The organism is Bacillus sp. IT-79MI2 (genome assembly GCF_949768135.1).
Lineage (GTDB): Bacteria > Bacillota > Bacilli > Bacillales > Bacillaceae_G > Bacillus_A > Bacillus_A pseudomycoides.
In genome coordinates, this window is record NZ_CATKPV010000022.1 from 14,698 (window position 1) to 36,653 (window position 21,956).

The window sequence follows — 21,956 nt, forward strand, 5'->3', positions numbered from 1 at the left end:
CCCAAACTCAAATTACATCCTTATAAGTATGTAACAATTCAGAATTGCTGCTTCTTCTCCAATCCGTACGCCAGATATGATTTAGTAGGTGATTGGGTATGACAATCGAGTATTTATATAAAACGCCCAAAACACTGCTGAATAAGGGAACTGTTTTTTTGTCGGGCTATAGCCATTCGTTGAATCCCTATACGGGATGTGCGTTCGCCTGCTCGTATTGCTATGTGCGGCAAATGCCTGTCTCCGCCTTTCGTAACTCGGAATGGGGGACTTGGGTAGATATTAAAAAAGATGCTGCACTCACATTCCAAAAAGAATTGCTTAGAGCTAAGGCCAAAGGCCCGGTCACCATCTTCATGTCATCCAGTACGGACCCGTATCAACCAATCGAACATAAGGAGAAAATTACGCAGTCTTTACTGGAAATTATGGTGGACAATCCCCCGGACTTCTTGCTTGTTCAAACACGAAGTCCGCTTGTCCGCAGGGACATGAAGATGCTGCAACAGTTGGGAACCAAGGTTCGGGTAAGTATGACAGTAGAGACCGATAGGGAAGATATTCGCAAGCATTTTACCCCCTATGCTCCCCCTATTCCAGCAAGACTTAAAACACTCCAACTGCTTGCTGAATTCGGTATTCCTGCACAGGTTGCCATCGCACCCGTATTACCAAGTAGCGAGGGATTTGCTGAAATATTGCGTCCCTTGGTTAACCGAGTAGGTATTGACGATTATTTTATGGGGGACGGCAGCGGTGGTAAACGAACACACAGGATGGACTTACAAGCGTTATATAGAAATCTAGAAATGGAAGAATGGTATCAGCCATCCGTCTATCAATTGGTTTATAAACGAATGCGGCAGTATTTTCCGGAAGATGAACTTTTCATTAGCCAGAAGGGTTTCGAGCCCTAACGTTATAATAGTAAACATCAAGTTTTCATTTTGGAACTAAAATCGCTTTTATAACAGGTTTCGAATTTTTATGTGGTACAGACATTAGATGAAAGATAAGTTTCGCCTGATCTTACTTATATCGTAAACTTGGTAATTTATAAATATGAATTAGTGGGGGGTTATTATGAAAAATAGCAAACATTTTAATTTTCACAAGCTTTGGCTAGGACAGTCTATAAGTTTGTTAGGTACCCAGTTTACAATAGTAGCTTTGCCTCTTTTTGCATTAGAGGTGCTACAAACAAGTGAGGCAAATGCTGCCATGCTTCGTGGGATTATATTCATACCCTACCTAATTTTCGGATTAGTAGCCGGTGCTTTGATAGACATCCTTCATAGAAAAAATGTTTTGCTAATTTGTAGTATATGTCAAGGCGTTTTATTTTTATCAGTATTCATACTGACTGTAACAAATATAATAACGTTCCCTTTATTGGTGTTTCTCATGTTTTTAAATGGAATATTTACCACGTTTTACAACATTGCAATTCCTTCTTTCTTACCGGAAATATTAACAGATAAAGATAACTTAAAAAAAGGAAATGCACAACTAGCACTTTCAGAGTCTCTTTCTATAGTAATTGGTCCTATGCTAGCAGGAATCGTTATTACTCTAGTTGGATTAACAGGCTCTTTCACTGTTGACGCAGTAACGTATTTTGTTTGTTTTGTGTTTGTATTATTTATTTCAAAGTTTAAACCGCATACAGAGGGCTCTTTAAAAAACGTAAATATAAAATCCGTATACAAAGACATATATGAAGGTTTGATATATTTTAAAAAACACCCTGTATTGGAACCAATTGTAAGCTGTGGCGCTGTTTACGGTTTTTTTAAATACATACTAAATAGCATTTTAGTAATATTCCTTTATAAGGTAATGGGTCTATCTGAACTTGAAATAGGCTTTGTTGTAGGTTCAGCAGCGGTGGGATTTTTAATAGGCAATACGATACTCATGAAAAAAAGTCGACAAATTAATAATACAAAAATGCTTATTTATAGCGCTACTGTATCAGTTATCGGTCTGGCCTTTATACCGATAATGGGATATTTGGGAACCGTTTACGGTATAGTAGCTGCAAGTATCATACATGGTATGGGAGAAGGTGTATTTGGCCCTTACGCTGCAACCATACGACAACTTGCTTCACCAAGTCACATGCTAGGCAGAGTAAATGCTGTACAGCGTACGCTTAATTGGGGAGCTTGGGCATTGGGAAGTTTTGCTAGTGCATTTTTAGTTTCTATATCTGGGCTTCAAACTACGTTATTTATAGGGGGCTTCGGAACAACATTGTGTTTAATGGTGTTGTTAAGGCGAGGCGTATCAAAAGGAACCGACATTGAATATACGAGTTCATTTTAGAGGAGATGATTATGATGTATAAGGTATCAAAAGGAACTGACATAGAAAATACACCACACATTTTATTTATAGGGGGATGGACAAAACCTATACAAGATGCTTTAGACAGTGGGTATACTGTTTCGTATATAGGGTCTTACACTAAACACATATATTTTGATGGAACTATCTTAGAAAAGTGTTTCTATAAAAAAGAAATAGACACAACAAACATACCCTTGTCTGTATACTATGCTGAAGAATTATACAAAGAGAAACCATTTGATGTGGTTGTATCTTTCAACGAAACAGCCTTAGATACGGCTTGCATAATTGCAAAGATTTTTAATGTTAAAGGACCTTCTTACAATGCTAATATGATAACCCGCAATAAAGACATGATGCGTGAAATTCTAGCAGGCAAAGACTTTTCGATAGATTCGACAGTTTGCAATAACATTAAAGACATTGATGAATTTTTGAACAAAAAAGATAGTATTATAATAAAGCCCCCGATTGGCGCAGGTGGTAAAGGAGTGTCTAAGCTAGACACGGGAGATGACGTAGAGGTATTTATTAAAGATAATGGTATTCAACTACCTGTTTTAGTGGAAGATTACGTTGAAGGTGACGTAGTTTATACGGTCGAAACCGTTTCTTATAACAAAAAACACTCTATACTAGCTATATCAGCTGAAATATTTAAAGAAGATACGTTTATAATAAACTATACTATTATGCCGGCACCTATAGATGAATCTCAAAAAAAATTAATTATTGAGAAAGTAATGCTATTTTTGGACGACATGCAAATGGAAGACGGCATTACTCATACAGAAGTAAAGATAGACAAACAAAATAAGCCAATAATCATAGAGTCTCAAGTTAGGATAGGTGGTGGTAACATCTGGAAAATGGTAGAACTAACAACCGGCATATCTCAATTTGGATACTATTATGATGCGTTAGCTACTGAGACTATAGATGAATTTAGATGTATACCTTCAAAATGTCAAGCTATGTCTTTAAGCTTGATTCCAAAACCAGGTTGCTTAAAAGAAATCAAGTATAAAGGGTTAGCTAACATATCCGAGGTCATATTAATTGATCTATTAGTAAAAGAGGGCGACACCATACCAACTATTGTAGACAGTACTCAACGCAAAGGAAGTATATTATTTGCGGCTAATGATATAGAACATATGTATGAAGTTGCAGATAAAATATGTGACAATATAACGTTTGTTTATCAGGATTTGTCAGAATGGAAACCTTCTTTTAAAAAAAATATTTAAAAAGGAATGTGGCACATGACTGGTCTATGTCAAGAAACAGGATAATTTAAACCACGTGTGTCTATTAACCAAAAAATTGGAAGACTAGTCTCGTGAATAAGTTCATAGCTTTTCAAGATCAATTACAACGAGCCAGTGCACTTAACATAATAATTAATGCTATAAACGTATGGAATACAGTTTACATGGAAAAAGCAGTAGAAGAACTGAAGAAAAAGGGTGAATTCCAAGAAGATTTAATGCCGTATATATGGCCTTTAGGTTGGGAACATATCAATTTCTTAGGAGAATATAAGTTTGAAGAATTGTATTCAACCAATTTACAAACATTACGTCCTTTAAATATTAACGAGCCGGTTTACTCTTAGCGGGGTAAAACTCGGCTTTTTTTGTATTAAAATGTGCTTAGCGTGGTTTTTTTCCGAAATGCTGGCGGTACCCCGTTTAAAAAACAATAAAGTTGATTAAAAATCTTTATATCACTATGGGACAGGTCATTGAACAAAAAAGTCCACATAACTCAAAAATATCCTTTTAAAAAAGTTCTTGAAAAACATTTTAAATAGAATTACCTTATCTAAGAAAGGGGGACTAAAATATGAAAATAACTATTGAAGAATTACCTGAATCAAAGATTGCTTATTTTCGAAATATTGGGGAGTATGGTGAAAAGCAAAATAAAGAATTAATGGAGTCGTTTAAAAGGTGGGCACAGTTGAATGGTGTATTTGATAATTCTACAATTTTAGGTATACCACAGGATAACCCTGAGGTTACTCCTAAAAAGGAATGTCGTTATGATATTTGCGTTATTATAAATAAAGATTTTAATGTGGCAGAACCGGCTCAAGTTGGTAAATTTTCTGGTGGAAAATACGCTATTTTCTTGCTTGATCATACAAAAGAGGCGATCAATGAATTTTGGGGGAATATTTTTTCTGAAATAGAAAAAAATAATCTATCAATAAGAAAACAACCAATTGTAGAAAGATATACTTCACAAATGATTGATAATCATTTGTGTGAAATATTAGTTCCTATACAGTAACAGATTTTCTGACACTACCCCTTAGATGAGTTTGTAAATAAATGTACTTAAACTAACAGGGGGCTTTAGAGGAATAAAATTAAAGAACTTTATTATCTTTTTTATAAATAAGTTTGTGGGAATTAATACTTTTTTAAACAACTTTACATAGCCTTACCACATTCAATATGTAGTAAGGCTATTGTCGTTTATATTGAAATTAAACATCTTTATTATTACTAAACAATAGCGTTGTTAAAAACGGGGAAATTGTCTTGAAAATGGTCCTACCGTCAGGAAAATGCGCATTTTCCTGACGGTACCCGATGAAGGAGTTTTATAAAAAAACAAAAAATCCGATTTTAAACCAGATTGGAAATAAAAGTAAGTCTATGACCTGTTTTTACACGTATCTCGGCTGTACCCGAAAAGGACTTCACATCTGAAGTCCTTTTCGTTCGCTCTTGATTAATTGTTTTCACCATTAATCTACGGTAGAGACATAGCATGAGTATTATTAGTATCTAAACTTAATGATAGTGATTTATAACTATACTAAGAAATAAATTCCTTTAGCTAGTAACAAGAAAAAGACAATGAGCGGCGGCATAAGAAGCCAACTAAGTAAGAAAACTAGAAACATTTTCTTTAATGGAATGCCTTCTTTATTTTTTAATAAGTAAATAATCCAAATTGAATATGGTAGTATGAATAGAACGGACGTTATGACACCCGGCACATATTTGGAAAATATAATACTCGATACAGTATGCATAATTCCATTTGCAAATATAATCGTTAAGATTAATATCATCAATCGTTCTAGTAGTGCAGTTTTATTCATATAATAAGAAATTGTAATTATCGTTACAAAGAGCGTTAATAATACAATGGCAATAAGAAAAATATGTGGCTCGTGGAATCCTTTTCCTATTCTATTGCTTAAAAATTCGTTCATTTGGGATAGGAATAAATATTCCTCTGTATTATGCAATGTGAAAATAATGGGAAGTAACCAAAAAAGTTTGTAAACTGTTTTATATTTCATACGGTATCTTTCCTTTCATATAGTATCTTTGTTGGACATGTACTGCGAGTTCTCTGTAATTCTCTTTATTTCCAATGTTCTCTTGGCATATCGTGTATGATACGTTTACTTGAATCTCTGATAATTACAAATAGTTCACCTCATAATAATTATTAACTAATATTTTATCAGAAAAAATACCTATATTAAAAAATTAAACACCAAGAGCATTGAAATGTAACTTATAAACTCAATAATGGGATATGATATTAATGAAGGATGTTGTGTAAATTGTATTCCTACTCTTTGCATTAACATTGCAATCACATAAAACAATGATATTACGGGCGTTGTTGGGATTTTAAGATGATCCAAGTTTTCCCTATCTTTTTAGCTTTTACTTTTCCTTTTCAATCAGAAAAACAAAAAGAACTTGTAGCAATCACTACAAGTTCTTTTTGCGATAATGACAGTAAGGGTAAAACAAACTATTTTAACAGACACCATAGGGAAACTACTAGGATAATGGTTTGACAAGTTCATTATATAACAAATATTAACATTTTAAGATTTTATTTTTGAAAATTTTGTTAATTTGAAAACAAAACAGTTCATCGTGATTATATTCCTAAAAAAATCCATCTGTTTATTTCGTATAAAACACTTTAAATCAGCGTCGATATCATAATAAATTAGTAAAAATATAGATAAAGGTAAATAGAGAAGAATAGGGTATTCTTACAGAAAAACATATATTTATATTCAATAGTAATTTATACATACAAAATGAAAGTATATTTATGCCCACCTATAAACTATAAAAACAGACATTTGTTAACTATCTCTATTTTCGTTCGTTGTGTTCGTTTGTTTTGTTACCCTTTATTATCCCTTAACAATAAATAAGACGCTAAACCGATCACGGTAGCGTCTAACGAAGTAACTATAGAATTAATCATTAATAAGTATATCTGGCCCCTGCCTCAACATATATGCAAAACTAGAAATAAACACTATGCAAAATATAATAACAGAAGGCCATATATTAAAATAAAATCCTTTACCTGCAATTAATCCGTATATGTTTTGGAACAAGAAATTAGCACCTATGATAATGCCCCCTAATATCGAGCTGACCACAATGCTGATTAAATAAAATTTAAATTTCTGAAACATTTTCCCTCTACCCCCTTTCTAAAATCAACTTTATTTAGTCCGTTTTAGAAAATTATACCATTCTCATTTTTTATATCCTGAAATCTAGATACATTTAAGGATATTTTAAGAAAAGGAAGTGGAAGTACTATCTCTTCAAATGTCCATTTGGTTCAATAAAAAAAGAGCACTACAATGTGCTCGTCCAATACGATTATAAAGAATGATTCGTAATTTTAATATATGCTTGTCTCATTCAATGTTTAACTAGTTTAATGTGTAATTTCTATATAACAAAGAAAAAAACACCCGTTTTGGATGCTTTTAAATCTTTTCTATAACATAAACCATTGTCTTTTTTGATGGTGCATGATAAGAGTAACCTTGATTTTTATGAACATATATTTCATATTTACCTATCACTTGAAATCTTTCTGTTTCAGAATCACCGAACTTTGTTACAGAATCGCATAAAATAGTTAATTCTTTTCTATTACTGCATAACAAATTAGAAATTTGTTTTTCGATATATACTCCCCCTACCGCTAATTCTTTCAACATTTCTCCATATTGCATAATTTCTCCACCTTTCCCAATCTATTCATTCAACAAAAACCATAATTATCCTTTTATTCAAATGAACAAAAAGCCATCACCGAAGTGACAGCTCTAAAGAGGGTTCTGTTGCAAAGTTTTCTAAACTACGCTAAACTCTGAAAAAAACCAAGGAGAATGACAGATGAGATATTTTAAAGGGAAACAATTCAAAAAAGATATTATTTTGGTAGCCGTTGGCTACTATTGTCGTTTTTCTTTAAGTTATCGCAATGTGTCTGAAATTCTGAAGGAGCGTGGTATTTCTGTCCACCCTACAACTATCATGCGTTGGGTACATGAATATGGAAATCTTATGTATCAAATTTGAAAAAAGAAAAACAAAAAAGTACTGTTATCTTGGCGTTTGGATGAAACCTATATCAAGGTTAAAGGAAAGTGGTGTTATTTATATCGTGCCATTGACAAAGAAGGGCAAACGCTTGATGTTCTCCTTCGTAAGAAACGAAATACACAAGCAGCTTCGATAGGAGATCATGGTGGATCTCCTGTTTATACTCATGCTGATCATTGGTCTCAAAGTTACTCACATGGAAACACTGATATAAAGGTTAAATACTTTAGAGAAAAGACTTTGTTATAATTTGGAAGGCACTGAAAAAGTGTTTGCTTTGAAAAAATAACACGAATTTTATCAATATGTTGAAAAGAAAAAGGAGTCCATTACCTGTATATAGTAGGTGATGAACTCCTTTTTCTTATGAAGTGGACTTTTTCAGTGGCCTAATAATTTGCAAGGTCTTTTTTCTTTGTGAAGAGTATACTTACTTTCATATCTTCCAAATGTTCTGCAGATATCCCAGATTGTTTCAATCGTTTGTTTAGATTTTTATCTATTCTATCTCCCTAGTATACTTCCTATAAGTAGTTTAACGTATGTTAGATTTTTACAGGGATATTAAACCTTATTGTTCGCGATTTGTAATTATATAATGATAAAATTATGGAAGGGTACATAGAAAATAGAATGTAAAGGGGAGAGGTTGGATGAAATCGACAGGTGTTATAAGAAAAGTTGATGAGCTTGGTCGTATAGTAATCCCTATGGAACTCAGACAAACCTTAGGCATCGTAGAAAAGGATCCAATAGAAATATTTGTGGATGATGAAAAAATTGTATTACAAAAGTATAAACTTTCGGGAGCTTGTGTGATTACTGGTTAAGTTTCTGAAAAAAACTTCAAATTAGCTGAAGGTAAAATGCTACAGAGTCCTGAAGGTGCTGACCTGTTAATAAAGGAATTACAACAATTCCTAGTAAAATAAAAGATAAAAAGAACCCGCTACATACTAGCGGGTTCTTTTATCATCTCTTATGTGTCGGTTTGAAATAAAGTTGTACTAGTTATAAGAAAGTCGTACCGTTTATAAAAAAGATGTACTGTTATTTAGTGATAATAAAGTTGTTTAGTTTACAATAAAGTCGATTAAAAACAAATAATGTTGTTTAAAAAAATGGGATAATAATCAGAACCCACGTCATCTTTTAATGATTCTCGGTATAATAAAAGTAAGAATATTTCGATATTCGGTTAGTTAAGAAAAGGATAGGAAAATTATCAAAAGGGGAGTTGAATTTATGGCTTTAAATCACGAATTTGGCGTAATTAATGACATCAATAATCAAAAAACTTACGAGAGTTACACTCCAGATGTACATGACTGTATTTCTGTAGATGATCATATTATCGAAAATTTACTTAAACCCTTATCGACAATGAAAACGTATTTTTATTCGTTAAAACGTCCCGAATACGGTTTAGCGTATTCCGGTATTACGGTTATTCCACCTGAATCATTATCTCAATTCTTAGATGTGGTTATATCTTACAAAGATATGAGGCAATCTGTTAATCTTAACGAATTAGCTAAAAAAATTATTCAAGCAAAAGAAGAGGATAAATATATGATTCACTTTGGAATTTAATTTCTGAAATTAAACAACTTTATTATTCCTAAACATCATAGAATTGAAGAAAAACTGTGTTTTTTAAACATCTTTAATAACCATCTGTCAAAGTGATTGATAGATGGTTATTGTATTTCTAAGAACAAAATTAAACAATTTTATTATCTCTACACAACTGTTTGTAAAAAAGTTTAATCAAAAACCCTGTTTAAAATGCAGGATTTTTCTTGTTCCATAATCGGGCCAGATTGTTGAGGGAGAGTTGCCGATTTTACAGAAGGTAAATTAGTTTAAGCTTAATGGTGGTGAACCGTATCATAAGTAATTGAGTTTTATTGTTCAAGTTTTACCATTTAAATGGCATTCATTATTTAATTTCCATTCAAATACCTCCCGATGTTTTACAAGCAGTCAATCGTATTAAAAGGCCGACATATACTAGTTTGGAGAATCAAACATTGTATATGTCGGCCTTTATTTAATGGTCAGTAATGTTTAATCGTTTTCATGATGTATGAATTATCCCCATAGGTACTGTATTTTGGCGACCGTTCCCCTTTTGATTCTGGAATGCGGTAAGAACGATCGGCTATCATCCACTCTATAGAATCCTTAGCATTTACGGTTACCTTTACATGTAACTCTTCGGCTTGACCTAGAACGTAATTGAATTCAAATGGCGATTCCTTTGTGAATTCTTTTTGCTTCAACTCCACTTCTTTTCCATTGATGATCAGTTGAGATACATTCATCGTTGAAAAAGACTCCATTAACAATTCTTCAGCATTGCGATTCGTTTTCAATTGGTATTCTATTGTCCGCTTGGCACCTTCAACCTTATCAGATAATACCGTCACACTAGGTGCTTCCATGCTATATAAATCAGCCTGGGTATAACTTGCATCCCAGTTTAAAATAGGAAAAAATTCTGACGTATGGCCTTTCTTCACATTTTCATTAATATAATTCGATGTATATTCATCTAATGGCTGACGGGCTGCCCAATATGCTTTGTTTGAATCTGCATCCATAAAATAAGCAATATCGCTTGCTTGTGGATGTTCTGCTGTCGGCATGTTATTTAGGCTGATACTGTTAGTGATCATGACCAATAATCCTGTAACTAAGAAGATGGATGGTATCACCCAATTGAATTTTATTTTTAAGGTGGTGAAAATAGATACCAGCATGGCACCTAAAAGAGAAACAAGGACCATGAGCACACCAGCCATATGCATGGATATGAGTCCTTCAAAGAGATAAATAACTGGTGATAGAATAAGAAATGCCGGGATGGCAAAACCAGCTGTAACAAGATAACTCTTCCATGAATGCTCATCTAAACGAATCAAAATATTGACGCAGATTAGAGCAAATAATAGTGGCCACGCAAACACATAACTGCCTGCTTGGAGCAGAAAACTCGAGGCAGCTAAAAGGGTTAACCAAAGAAATAAGGCACCCATCATTAAGCTGCCTGTTTTGATTTTTTTATGAGCCAACCCATAAAGGATAGTCAAGAAAGCAAAGATAATAATGGAAAAACTGATGAAGTAAAGGGTACCAACCGTCTTATCGGTTCCCATTAACCATTCTTGATCCGTAAAAATAAAGGTGAGTACGGACCATAATCCTGATCCGATGGCAAAAGACCCGATGATGCCAATAATGAAAACAAGAAAACCTGCAAATGTTCCAAGAAGGGATAGTTTCTTAAGCCAATATCCATGTACGGCCGTAACGGCAAAAAGAATAACCGCCAACAGCATAATCGGAATGACAAGTTTGTCTGAGTAGGTAATCATGTTGGAACCCAAAATGTTAAAGAAAACTTGATTCCCTTCATGAGTTTGAGTGAGATCGACGTTTCCAAAATGGGTAACAAGATGTAACATATATTCGCCGTGATGCTGGAGACTTTCTAAACTTAGCTCTTGAAAGTTATCGCTGGTTGTATGATAATGGCTAACCCCATCACCAAAGGCAAAATTTAATCCTTTAAGACCGGCTTCTTTAAACACGCTGAAATCAGTATCATTTGGCATTTGCTTATATAAACTATAAAGGAAGGAATGAGTGACAGGTGTGTAAGTACCTTGAACGAACTCCTTAACTAGCCAACTATTGTTATCACTTGTTTCAAACATAAAAGAGGGACCTTCGTTTCCCCGTGCCTCAAAGTTTAACACTAATCCGACATCATTTACCCAAGGATGTCCCTCTACAAATGCTTTTGCTCCAAGTAATCCATTTTCTTCTCCGTCTGTTAAGAGTATAATGACATCGTTTTGAAGAGGTGCCATTTCCTTTAAGGCCCTTACTGTTTCTAAGATGGCAGCCACTCCCGCGCCATCATCGGCTGCACCTGGTGATCCTGGTTCAGAATCATAATGTGCAACAAGCATAATCGCTTTTGTAGAGTTCGTTCCTTCTATTTTGGCAACAATGTTTTCCACTGTGCCGCCTACTATCCATCTGCCAATACTATTTAAAGAATTGGCTTTTTGGATTTCAGGATTTAATCCTAACTCTTCTAAACTGTGAACAAGATAGTCTCGAACTCTGTCATGTTCTACCGATCCAAGAGGATGTGGTTTTACAGCAAACTCTTTTAAATGGGAGAGTGCTCTCTCTGCAGAAAACTCATTTGCTGAACCAGTAGCTGGTACAACCTTTGGTGGCTGAAGTTGTAATAAACTCACAAAAATAGTTCCAATAAGAATAGCCACAACAGCAATGAAAATAAGTGCATTTTTTTTCGTGTCTTCACGAGCTTGTAGCTTCGTTTGGGTAGATGGCACTGGTTCCAATTAAATTTCCTCCTTAAAGTTGAGAAAATTTTTTTCTAGCGAAGTATAAAGTGTAAACAATCAACCAGGGACGATTTTAGATAAAGCAAGTAAATTCAAGTTTTGGCAGCTTCCTTTTTTCATGACTGCCGTATTTCCGTTATTATTCTTGGTAGTATAAGATTGAATTTTGTTCTTTTGGAATAAGCGTGGTGGTTTGTTCTGTTCTTTGCCTTGCTCTTGGTTTGTTGATACCTGCGTTATATAGTCTCTATATTTATAATGGGATGATGAAATAAAATATACCTAGTTAAGTATCTTATTTAAGCAATCGGGGGCAATTCTCTAATATGAATTGTGCCTTTCCTTTTGGTATAGGGCGCTTTAATGGAGGAAAGATCACAAAAATGATCATACTTTTTTATGAAAGATAAATAGTCAATCTCAAAAATGGATTCTTTTTCTTTATCGTAAAATATGGGTTTGTGAGGTATTTTTAATCAAACTTTATTTCAAAGCTACATTTATCTCTTCAAGCAAAGAATTTTAAATGTGTTTTGATCAATTTTTTTCAAAAATGGTTTTATTTATCTGCTGTAATTTAATTTGTTTTGGAAACCGGATGTAGAAAATGGAAGTCTAATAAAAAAGCTTTAAGATGATTACATTAATTCAAACAATAAGTGATTTTGTCGACAAAATACGACGAATTGGTAAAGCCTTATTTGTTATATTAATTTTGTATAATCGGATAAATATGGAATTATGAAAGCTGAATTTACTAGAAGGAATAATAAATGAGGATTTGTTAGAAGCGATGAAGAAACGTTAGCTAACTACTTTAGGGTGGCTTTCAACAGTGAAAAATTATACAACATTTAGCAATGTAAATAAGGATTTTTATAAGGTGCTCGATTTTATGTAAAGGAATAGATTGAAATAGAAAATTAGGGTAGGGATGAGTCTAGTGATGGAAGATAATCTTAGAAAAATTCAACATTTGCTTAAGGTTGGCAATGCTGACCAGGCAATGAAAGAAGCGGAAATGCTAATAAAGGGAGCAGCAGAGGATGCTTCCGCGTATCTTTGTTTAAGTTATGTTTATTTTTATGGATTTAACGATAATGATAATGCGAGTAAGTATATAGAAAAGGCACTTAAATTGGAGTATTTAAATGAACAAGTGCTCTCGGTAGGATTAGATATTTTCTGTGCTCAAAACAAATATAAAAGAGTAAGGGAACTCGCAGAGATTGGACTAAAAAACTATCCTGAAAATGGAAAGTTTAATTTCTACATGGGTGAAGCTGTTAGATGTTTTGAACCCATTAAGAATTCACTGGTGTATTTCGAGAAAGCGATAGCGCTGGAACCTGAAAATGAAATTTATGTAGGAAAGTATGCGTATATTCTTTTTACTTCTTTCCCTAAAAGGCAAGAGGAGGCATTAAAGGCAGAACAGCGCGCTTTGAATTTAAATCCGGAAAATACAATCAACCTTGTTTTGTTCGCAACTGCAGCAACGTACCAAGGGAATTTTAAAAAAGCAAGGATGTTAGCGGAAGTAGCGATGCGGCTAGATCCATATAATAAGGACGCATATTTGATTTATAAGAAGACGATTGGGACAAAAAATGGGTTTTGTGATTTTTCCGTAAGGTTTGCACATGTTTTAGGGCTACCTATCTCAAAATTCTGTTCGTTATTTACGTTTGTATATTTCAAGAATAAAAACTTATATTATTCTTTATACTTTTTGAGTTCATTTGTTTTTGGGATGCTGCCTATATATTTAATAGGTTGGTATGCAAGTAGCATTTATATTATACTTTTTGGAATGTATTTCATTTCTTCTAAAATTCAAGAGAAGATTTACAAAGAAGTTGGTTTAGGAACACCGTTCGATGCGAAAGATAATCTACGTAGTAATCAAAATACAAAAGAACAAGAAATTTCTAAAATGGAGCGTAAGGTTGATAAAGTAAAACCTACGACAGGCTCAACAAATAAGTTATCACCAGAAGAGCATATGGAAATCCAATCGTATTCAAATATTGAATATCCACGATATAACACGTGGTATATTTGTTTGTTAATTATATTGTCTCTTTTACTCATTTTGCGTGTCGGGAAATTCTATAACCCTTATCATAAAGAACATAAAAATAATGTGCCGAATATTAGCGAAGAACAGCTGAAGAGTTATAAGCCTTATCAGGATGAAAATGCGGTGCCGAATATTCATGAAGAAAAACGGAGTAGTTTAATTATATCTAAGGATAAAATACAGAAACAAGAGGAGCTAGATCTAATTTATATGATTTCGTCAGCACTAGGTTCATTAGAAACAAGTGACTTTAGTGAGAACTCGCTTCGTCAATTTATAACGGATAGTTATGTGCCTATTGTTATGGAAAAGGCGGGACAACAAAGTATACAGAAATTAAGAAGTGAATATCTTGCAAGAATATATAAAGAAGGAACAAAGGTATACGTATTAACGAAAAGTGATGATAGTACTTCAATCATAGAAATGTCAGAGGAAAAAATTAATCATATTTACGGTGAGAATTGGAATAAAAGTGAGCACGAAATAAATACATATCATGAATTACTTGATAAGTTTAAAATGGAAGGTGTACAGAAAGAGTGAAATTTGACTTGACATGTTAATACGGGTTTTGGTGCAAAGAATCTCCTAAACTTGGACATACTGATAGTATTACTCTAGAAAAAGGTGTGTGATCGATATGGAAAAGGAAAATTTGTTCAAATGGAAGCATTATCAGCCTGAACTCATCTTATTAACAGTAAGGTGGTACCTACGGTACAATTTGAGCTTCCGTAACCTGGTGGAAATGATGGAGGAACGAGGCTTATCCATAGCTCACACAACGATTATGCGATAGGTTCATCAATATGGACCTCAATTAGAAGAGAAAGTACGACATCATCTTAAAACAACAAATGATTCATGGAGAGTCGATGAAACTTATATTAAAGTGAAAGGGCAATGGATGTATTTATATCGTGCCGTTGATTCAGATGGGAATATCATTGATTTTTATCTAAGTAAATCAAGAGATAAACAAGCAGCCAAGCGCTTTTTCAAGAAAGCCTTGGCTTTTTCGTACATTTCTAAACCTGGTGTGATAACAGTAGATAAAAACCCTGCCTATCCTGTAGCGATTCAAGCGTTGAAAGAGGAGAAACATATGCCCGAAGGCATAAAGATAAGGCAAGTTAGGTATCTCAATAATATAGTGGAACAAGATCATCGTTTTATTAAGAAACGTGTGCGTTCTATGTTGGGGTTTAAGTCATTTAAAACTGCAACTGCTATATTGAGTGGTGTTGAAGCCATGCATATGATAAAAAGGGGACAGATTGATTTACGGAATCAGTCTGTCCAAAATCAAAAAGAGTTCATCCACCAAGTGTTTGGACTTATAGCATAAAATACGATTTCACTAGGAAGCTACTACTATCCGCGTTCTTCTTCATATATTTGCACCAGAACCGAAATATGGTATAGATGGGAATTCAGCCAGCATTTTTCTAAATCATCGACAGTTATACATGATGCGCGAGTGCCGGTTGGTAGGATTGTGCAGATTAGAAGATCTGTGAATCAGCGATACCTATATATCTTTTTTTAGAAAAAGGTATTATGATAATTTTATTCTATTAGGGGGGCACCATACATGTCCATCAAGTAAATATTTTGAAGTGCCCCCTAAATGAAAATTTCATTTCTATACAGTTAGTTATTTATGCAAAAAAATTCCCTATTCGTCCTTAACTAAAGCTTGTTGTTTTGTCTCTTGATGAGTCTATTTTCATTTCCGTTAGCTAGCCGTTGATCTGATTCTTGCATTTGTTCTTGATCCTTACTCGGAGTATTCAATGCATCTAAAGGCATGTTGTTGATTTGATGATTTCGTAGATCTTTTTTATCCATGATATATAGCTCCTTCTCTAGTTTAAATTTACATACAATGTAATTATTAATGGATATTTTACAACTTAAGATCAATTAATATACAAGAGATATATTGAAAAGCCACTTAACTATAGTGGGTCTTTAAACAGAATGAAAATCCTTCATTTGCCAAAAGTAAACAAATACGCAGTAACACACATGGCAAGTCAGTGAGAAGAAGTTTATTTTTCCTTTCAGTAAAGGCTTATAAGAATTTTGATGATGGTCGTGAAATTTTGGGTCATTCTGTTTTTAATATTCCGTGAAGGTGCAAGTCGAGAAGGGAATAATCCATTATATTTATCGTGAAGTAATGTTATTGGTCTATTCTTTAACAAAGATATATTATCCTCTAGGGAAATTTACTATCATTCGTTAAATAAATGTATAAAGGTTATATAAAATATGTCCAATCATTACAGGAATGATTGAATTCGTTTCTTTTGTGATGGTGTATACGAATACGAGTTCATTTAAACTAGATAGTAAACCCGCTGCTTTCTTTGCATAGAAAAAGGAACCGCATGCTCCTTAGTGTGATTCTGAAGTTTCGTAGTTTTTGTTGATGATATCTCGCATGTTGAAAATAAAGGATATTAGGAATACCATAGCTAGGAAACCATTTATCCAATAATATGTATTGTCTGTTGTGAATTTAGTATAGAAGGAATGGATATTAAAAAATAACAGGAGCGCTGAAAAGATAGTAGAGCTTACTAACATGCCAAAACTTTTCATGATGGTCACCTCTATTCGAAATGTGTATAAATTTTATGTAATTATACATTCGAATAAAGAGATTTATAAACAAATATTTTATATTACATGAACAAGAGGGTGTTGAAAGAATGCAAACGCAATAAAGTGATCTGCTTTCTTAATTCGCATAATTTTCAGAATTATAATCTTCAAATGTTAATATTTGTTATATAATAAATCTATCAAGTATCATCCCTATGTTTTTCTAATATGCCTGTTAAGATAGTTTGTGTTACCCTTTTTGTCAGCTTACCTTAAAAAGAACTTGTAGTGATTCCTACAAGCTCTTTTTGTTTTTCCAATTCAGCATAAACGGAAACTTTTAAATATATTTTTACCATAAAAAGGAATAAATATTTTTCCATGATTCGTAGCATATTAAAAACGTAGGAGGTGATACATATGGCAAATAAAAATAACAGAAATAATAACAATGTATTGATTCAAGGTGCTGAGAATGCAATTGATCAAATGAAGTATGAGATTGCACAAGAATTTGGCGTACAGCTTGGTCCAGATACAACATCTCGTGCAAACGGTTCTGTTGGTGGTGAAATTACAAAACGTTTAGTAGCCATGGCTGAACAACAACTTGGTGGTGGATTCACTCATTAATTTTATACGAAGAAATAACAGATGACAGTAAGTAGTAATATATATTTTTTGTCTGTATTTAGTTTATGAATATGTTTAGACATTTACACTATAAGCATCCCAATAGGGTGCTTTTTTTATTAGATAAAAGATTACATAATAAACAGTGAGAGAAACAAAATATGGACGTAGCTTCTTTTTACTTCTTCTTTTAGAGTGTTCATACTGAAAGAATAGTACTTTATCCTATTTATGTCTCGTCCACATGTGTTAAACAAAAGTTTGATTAAAGTGCAAAAATTGAATTTTGATACGTGTATTTGGTGCTTTGTTTAAGAATAAAAAAATGTAGCTGTTTTTATAATTTTTTGATATAATTTCGTTACATTGATTTATAATGAAATTTAAATTTACTAGGTAGGTAATAGAGTTATATGCAAGATATTAAGGTAACAAAGACACATGAACAATTAACAATTGAATGGCAAACTGCAGAAATTAATATTCTGTTAGAGGACATTGTTGAGATTATTGAAGATAATGACCATGTTCCTGAAAAGAAAAGGTTAGTAAAGATAGGAACACAAAGTAGTGAATCAGATTGTATATTAATTAGAACTACAACTTTAGATTATGCATTATTTACAATTAATAAGATTTCACTTTCAAATAAAATTAGATTGTGAGCATCTCGTGAACTACTCACCTGCTATGCTAACGCTTAGAGAATGAACAAAAAAGAGCGGTTTCCGCTTCTTTTTTGCTATTAGTGATGTTAATTTTCTTTGTTAATTTTTAACGAATTCAGTTCTTATTTAATGCTTGTACCTACACCTACATCCCAACCGAACCAGTTAAAAGGATCTAGAAATATATTTATTTTATAAATATTTCACGAAATAAGTTCTTTATAGATTGATATATAAATATAAGAGGTGAAATTATAGAGTTTTTATTTTTTACATGTATTACTGTTTGCTTTTGTAATAATGTCACGTATTTCACTTTGCTTCATCATACGAATAATTAATTTATCTAGGTCTTGGCTAAATTTTAGCACCCTAGGATGACAAAAACCATAGTGTTTAACAAGCTCAATTAATTCTTCTTTTCTTTTTTCAATTAAATAATGTAACTTTCTCATCTCCATATTCTTGCATAAACTCCTCTATCCCATAATATTCCTTAGAAAATTATAGACTAATTTCTTGAATAAGGAAACAGTATAATTAAACATATTAAAACATTTTTATGAACTTTTAAAGGAAAGAGTTTGAAGCCTAACTTCTTAACTATAATTTGTAAAAAGAGAAAATATTGTTGGTTTGAAACATAGTTGAATTATTTGTAAAAAAGTTTCACCAAATGGCTACCAAGCAAGAGGAAAAACAGAATGTCTCATGCCTAAAGGCGGACTAAAGTCCTGCATGGGCTTTTCCGTATCGCGAAATCTGTGATGGAATTTATGTAAATACCTAATGAAACATCTTTATTTAAATGCCTTTCAAATTTCTTTTGTAAATGTTACAAAATGAATTCTTTATCGCTGATTACAAGAGCGCTGGTAACTGATCCTATCTATACTATATAGAGACAATCTGTAGTTGATATGGAGATGGAGTGGAGATTATCTAGATATATAGGTGAATATATATCTAAAAAAACGTACATTTAGATACAATTTAACTGTTTCTCTGCACGCTATACGCTAAGCATAAAACTATTTAAATAAGTTACTTACATTTAACGAGTAATATGAGCCTAAGAAAAGCGTTGCAAAAATTAGCATTTATGCAACGCTTCCCTATGACTTGATATTTACAGCGTCACAACGTTGCATATATTACGTTGCAAATTAACTTTTAAAAATGATATTGGAGTCATTGTTATTAATGATAATATTGATACCCGTAAGAAAGATGACATGACTACTAAAGTAAAGGTTACAATCTTATCGTTATTTGCTGATATTGAGCGAAACTATATACTGGAACGAACACATATATGATGAAACATCAAAACGCTTTAGTTATTATGTGATGTTTCATTTTGAAAATATTTTAGAATGAAAGTTATTGGTACAATCTTATTATTCCTTCTGGCCTCTCTTTATCTAATAAAATAGATATCTAGATTTACCACTAGATATCATGAAAAAACAATCAATTGTATTTAGCGCTGAGAAAAGAGTAGTTGAACAAACTGTGTAGGCTCTATATCTATATTAAATGATTTTGCACTAGAACCGAAAAAATGCTACTCCATTAGGTAAAGGAGTAGCATTATGTTGTAAAAATAGTAAATCATGAGAAGGTGTTAACTTAATTCTTTCTCATGTACCACAAAAAGTTCGATAAGGGCGGGATGATGGCGCCGGTGGTGTGCAGTACTCAGACTGTTCAGGAGAGTGAGCATAAGGATTTGAAAGAACAACAAGCAGTTGTTCCATTACGCTGTAGTCCCCTTGTTTGACTGCGGCATCTAATGCTTCTTCCACGCGGTGATTTCGTGGAATTATCGCAGGATTGGTGTCTCGCATCAGCTGATGTGAAGAAGATTTCGATTCCTCCTGTCTGCTTACTCTTGCCTGCCATTTTTCATTCCACTTCGTAAACTCTTGACTTTTAAACAAATCGGTATCTTTATGTGTACCAAAAGTTAAAGCAAGGAAGGTATTAGTATAGTCTGCGCGATATTTCTCCATAATTTTAAGGAGCTCATCAATGAGGGCTTTATCTTCTGCTTCTTCGTTAAATATACCTAGTTTGGTCCGCATCCCAGCGAGCCAATGTTTTTCATACAGTGTGCCGAAATCTGAAATCGTATTTTGGGCTATTTGGGCAGCTTGTTCTAGGTCTGTATGTAGAAGTGGCAATAGAGATTCTGCAAATCGCGCGAGATTCCACACACCAATATACGGCTGGTTACCATAGGCGTATCGGCCTTGCGTGTCAATGGAACTAAATACCGTTGCTGGGTCATATTCATCCATGAAGGCGCAAGGACCATAATCGATGGTTTCTCCGCTAATGGTTATGTTATCGGTATTCATTACCCCGTGAATAAAGCCAACGAGTTGCCAATTTGCAATTAAGCTGGCCTGTTGCTTCATCACTTCTTGAAGTAACGCTAGGTATGGATTTTCCTGTGATTGAATAGCTGGAAAATGACGCTTAATCGTATAGTCAGCCAAAATTTTTAGCTCCTCAACTGAACCGCTTGCTGCTGCGTATTGAAATGTGCCAACGCGTATATGACTGCTAGCTACACGTGTCAAAATTGCACCTGGTAAAGCAGTTTCGCGTATGATTGACTCACCTGTTGATACTATAGCTAGACTACGGGTAGTAGGAATACCAAGCGCGTGCATTGCTTCACTGATAATATACTCGCGTAGCATTGGTCCAAGTGCGGCGCGGCCATCCCCTCGGCGGGAGTATGGTGTTCTACCAGAGCCTTTTAATTGAATATCAAATCGTTCACCTGAAGGAGTAATCTGTTCACCGATTAGCAGCGCACGGCCGTCTCCTAGCATGTTGAAATGCCTGAATTGATGCCCTGCATAAGCTTGAGCAAGAGGGATAGAACCTTCGGGAATTCGGTTTCCAGCAAGAACCGCTACTCCATCTTCGCTTTGTAGTTCCTCAATGTTTAGCCCTAGGGATGTTGCCACAGGATGATTGAGAATGATTAACTTTGGTAAGCCTACAGGGGTTGGGCTAAGGGTGGAAAAAAATGATTCCGGTAGACGGGCATAACTATTGTCTAAGTTCCATCCGGTTTCTTTTGTTTCTTTTTTATTTTTCATTGTATCTCCTTCTTTTACGTTTTTTTCTGTTATATAAAGCATAGATATAAATATTCAATGATATTCTCCATTTTATTGAGAATATAGAAGATTGGAATTTAATATTGATTAATTGGTGCGCATTGTTTTTATAATTCACTTGTAGTTATGTACATTATATCCTTAATCAATGAAAAAAACGTATTAGTACTTGTTTTTTATAAACTATAATATTTTATTCGAATAGTTCTGATATATAGTAACACTTTTAACATTGTATAACTGTTTTTTAACACTCTAAAAAAGTGGGGGGTGTCAAATGGAAGGAATACTTTTTTTAAAGGATCGTGTTCTTAATAACTTATTGCTTGTTAAGAGACAAAAAAAGAATGGATTCAACCAAAAATAAGTTGTACTTTATAAGTCTGATTTTCGCTATTGTCTTTGCCTTAATTCCTACAACAGGACTAAATAATGGGGAGTTTCTTTCCCATGGTATACCTGCAGAAAATTCCCTCTATAACGATGGAGAGATAGTGAGATTTAATCTATTAGGGTTTATCATTAACTTTTTTGTGTTTTATTGGGTTTTTAAGCTGATACTAAAGGTATGGAGATTTTTGGTGAATAAATCCGGGGATTAACAGGATATGTATTATAACGATGAGTAAGTTTGAAAAGACATGAAAGGAGCGAATTGGTTCTGCTAA

The 21,956-nt window shown here is 33.5% G+C and carries 15 protein-coding genes and 5 pseudogenes; 13 read left to right on the forward strand and 7 right to left on the reverse strand.

Going from position 1 to position 21,956, the window contains the following annotated elements; all coding sequences use genetic code 11:
- The first annotated feature begins 98 nt into the window (after positions 1 to 98).
- The 5 genes and pseudogenes from ACM6HU_RS01165 (at position 99) to ACM6HU_RS01185 (ending at position 4,650) form a co-directional block, all read left to right on the forward strand.
- On the forward strand, positions 99 to 917 hold the full coding sequence (locus ACM6HU_RS01165; protein ID WP_275857819.1) for an SPL family radical SAM protein: 819 nt from the start codon (positions 99 to 101) through the stop codon (positions 915 to 917).
- A 166-nt stretch (positions 918 to 1,083) separates the two neighbouring features.
- Positions 1,084 to 2,328 carry an MFS transporter gene (locus tag ACM6HU_RS01170; RefSeq protein ID WP_414847956.1) on the forward strand — a complete coding sequence of 415 codons (1,245 nt, stop codon included), beginning with the start codon at positions 1,084 to 1,086 and terminating at the stop codon, positions 2,326 to 2,328.
- Between the two features lie 14 nt (positions 2,329 to 2,342).
- Positions 2,343 to 3,602 (forward strand): ATP-grasp domain-containing protein, encoded by a 1,260-nt coding sequence (locus ACM6HU_RS01175; RefSeq protein WP_016115594.1) that lies wholly within the window; start codon positions 2,343 to 2,345, stop codon positions 3,600 to 3,602.
- Between the two features lie 107 nt (positions 3,603 to 3,709).
- Positions 3,710 to 3,970 (forward strand): annotated as a pseudogene (locus ACM6HU_RS01180) (Tn3 family transposase); the annotation flags it as partial.
- A gap of 230 nt (positions 3,971 to 4,200) precedes the next feature.
- On the forward strand, positions 4,201 to 4,650 hold the full coding sequence (locus tag ACM6HU_RS01185) for an AraC family transcriptional regulator (protein ID WP_016115592.1): 450 nt from the start codon (positions 4,201 to 4,203) through the stop codon (positions 4,648 to 4,650).
- A 529-nt stretch (positions 4,651 to 5,179) separates the two neighbouring features.
- Here ACM6HU_RS01185 and ACM6HU_RS01190 read toward each other — a convergent pair.
- The 3 genes from ACM6HU_RS01190 to ACM6HU_RS01200 all read right to left on the reverse strand — a co-directional run bounded on the left by ACM6HU_RS01190 (position 5,180) and on the right by ACM6HU_RS01200 (position 7,387).
- The gene (locus ACM6HU_RS01190) at positions 5,180 to 5,677 is read right to left on the reverse strand and encodes an HXXEE domain-containing protein (protein ID WP_016115591.1); all 498 of its coding nucleotides are present in this window, start codon (positions 5,675 to 5,677) and stop codon (positions 5,180 to 5,182) included.
- 930 nt (positions 5,678 to 6,607) lie between these two features.
- On the reverse strand, positions 6,608 to 6,832 hold the full coding sequence (locus ACM6HU_RS01195) for a hypothetical protein (RefSeq protein ID WP_016115590.1): 225 nt from the start codon (positions 6,830 to 6,832) through the stop codon (positions 6,608 to 6,610).
- A gap of 303 nt (positions 6,833 to 7,135) precedes the next feature.
- The gene (locus ACM6HU_RS01200) at positions 7,136 to 7,387 is read right to left on the reverse strand and encodes a hypothetical protein (RefSeq protein ID WP_016115589.1); all 252 of its coding nucleotides are present in this window, start codon (positions 7,385 to 7,387) and stop codon (positions 7,136 to 7,138) included.
- Between the two features lie 163 nt (positions 7,388 to 7,550).
- Between ACM6HU_RS01200 and ACM6HU_RS01205 the strand changes: the two are divergent.
- The 3 genes and pseudogenes from ACM6HU_RS01205 to ACM6HU_RS01215 all read left to right on the forward strand — a co-directional run.
- Positions 7,551 to 7,889: pseudogene (locus ACM6HU_RS01205) on the forward strand (IS6 family transposase); the annotation flags it as partial.
- A 524-nt stretch (positions 7,890 to 8,413) separates the two neighbouring features.
- Positions 8,414 to 8,692, forward strand: a pseudogene (locus tag ACM6HU_RS01210) (AbrB/MazE/SpoVT family DNA-binding domain-containing protein).
- A gap of 313 nt (positions 8,693 to 9,005) precedes the next feature.
- Complete coding sequence (locus ACM6HU_RS01215; protein WP_016115586.1) at positions 9,006 to 9,353, forward strand: hypothetical protein; 348 nt, start codon at positions 9,006 to 9,008, stop codon at positions 9,351 to 9,353.
- Positions 9,354 to 9,820: 467 nt separating this feature from the next.
- Here ACM6HU_RS01215 and ACM6HU_RS01220 read toward each other — a convergent pair whose 3' ends face one another.
- The gene (locus tag ACM6HU_RS01220) at positions 9,821 to 12,136 is read right to left on the reverse strand and encodes a M20/M25/M40 family metallo-hydrolase (RefSeq protein WP_229161794.1); all 2,316 of its coding nucleotides are present in this window, start codon (positions 12,134 to 12,136) and stop codon (positions 9,821 to 9,823) included.
- A gap of 769 nt (positions 12,137 to 12,905) precedes the next feature.
- On the opposite strand from ACM6HU_RS01220, the pseudogene ACM6HU_RS01225 reads away from it, so the two are divergent.
- From ACM6HU_RS01225 to ACM6HU_RS01235, 3 genes and pseudogenes are all read left to right on the forward strand, one after another.
- Positions 12,906 to 13,049, forward strand: a pseudogene (locus tag ACM6HU_RS01225) (ATP-binding protein); the annotation flags it as partial.
- 45 nt (positions 13,050 to 13,094) lie between these two features.
- Complete coding sequence (locus ACM6HU_RS01230; protein WP_033671334.1) at positions 13,095 to 14,777, forward strand: tetratricopeptide repeat protein; 1,683 nt, start codon at positions 13,095 to 13,097, stop codon at positions 14,775 to 14,777.
- 97 nt (positions 14,778 to 14,874) lie between these two features.
- A pseudogene (locus ACM6HU_RS01235) lies at positions 14,875 to 15,582 on the forward strand (IS6 family transposase).
- Positions 15,583 to 15,926: 344 nt separating this feature from the next.
- Here ACM6HU_RS01235 and ACM6HU_RS01240 read toward each other — a convergent pair.
- Positions 15,927 to 16,085 (reverse strand): hypothetical protein, encoded by a 159-nt coding sequence (locus ACM6HU_RS01240; protein WP_016115582.1) that lies wholly within the window; start codon positions 16,083 to 16,085, stop codon positions 15,927 to 15,929.
- A 1,182-nt stretch (positions 16,086 to 17,267) separates the two neighbouring features.
- On the opposite strand from ACM6HU_RS01240, the gene ACM6HU_RS01245 reads away from it, so the two are divergent.
- Together ACM6HU_RS01245 and ACM6HU_RS01250 are read left to right on the forward strand one after the other, a co-directional pair.
- Positions 17,268 to 17,480 carry an alpha/beta-type small acid-soluble spore protein gene (locus ACM6HU_RS01245; protein ID WP_016115581.1) on the forward strand — a complete coding sequence of 71 codons (213 nt, stop codon included), beginning with the start codon at positions 17,268 to 17,270 and terminating at the stop codon, positions 17,478 to 17,480.
- 413 nt (positions 17,481 to 17,893) lie between these two features.
- Positions 17,894 to 18,145, forward strand: coding sequence for a hypothetical protein (locus ACM6HU_RS01250; RefSeq protein ID WP_016115580.1), 252 nt, complete (start codon positions 17,894 to 17,896; stop codon positions 18,143 to 18,145).
- A gap of 266 nt (positions 18,146 to 18,411) precedes the next feature.
- On the opposite strand, the gene ACM6HU_RS01255 is transcribed toward ACM6HU_RS01250, so the two are convergent.
- Together ACM6HU_RS01255 and ACM6HU_RS01260 are read right to left on the reverse strand one after the other, a co-directional pair.
- Complete coding sequence (locus ACM6HU_RS01255; RefSeq protein ID WP_016115579.1) at positions 18,412 to 18,609, reverse strand: aspartyl-phosphate phosphatase Spo0E family protein; 198 nt, start codon at positions 18,607 to 18,609, stop codon at positions 18,412 to 18,414.
- 1,182 nt (positions 18,610 to 19,791) lie between these two features.
- Positions 19,792 to 21,267, reverse strand: coding sequence for a protein adenylyltransferase SelO (locus ACM6HU_RS01260; RefSeq protein ID WP_016115578.1), 1,476 nt, complete (start codon positions 21,265 to 21,267; stop codon positions 19,792 to 19,794).
- Positions 21,268 to 21,956: the final 689 nt, after the last annotated feature.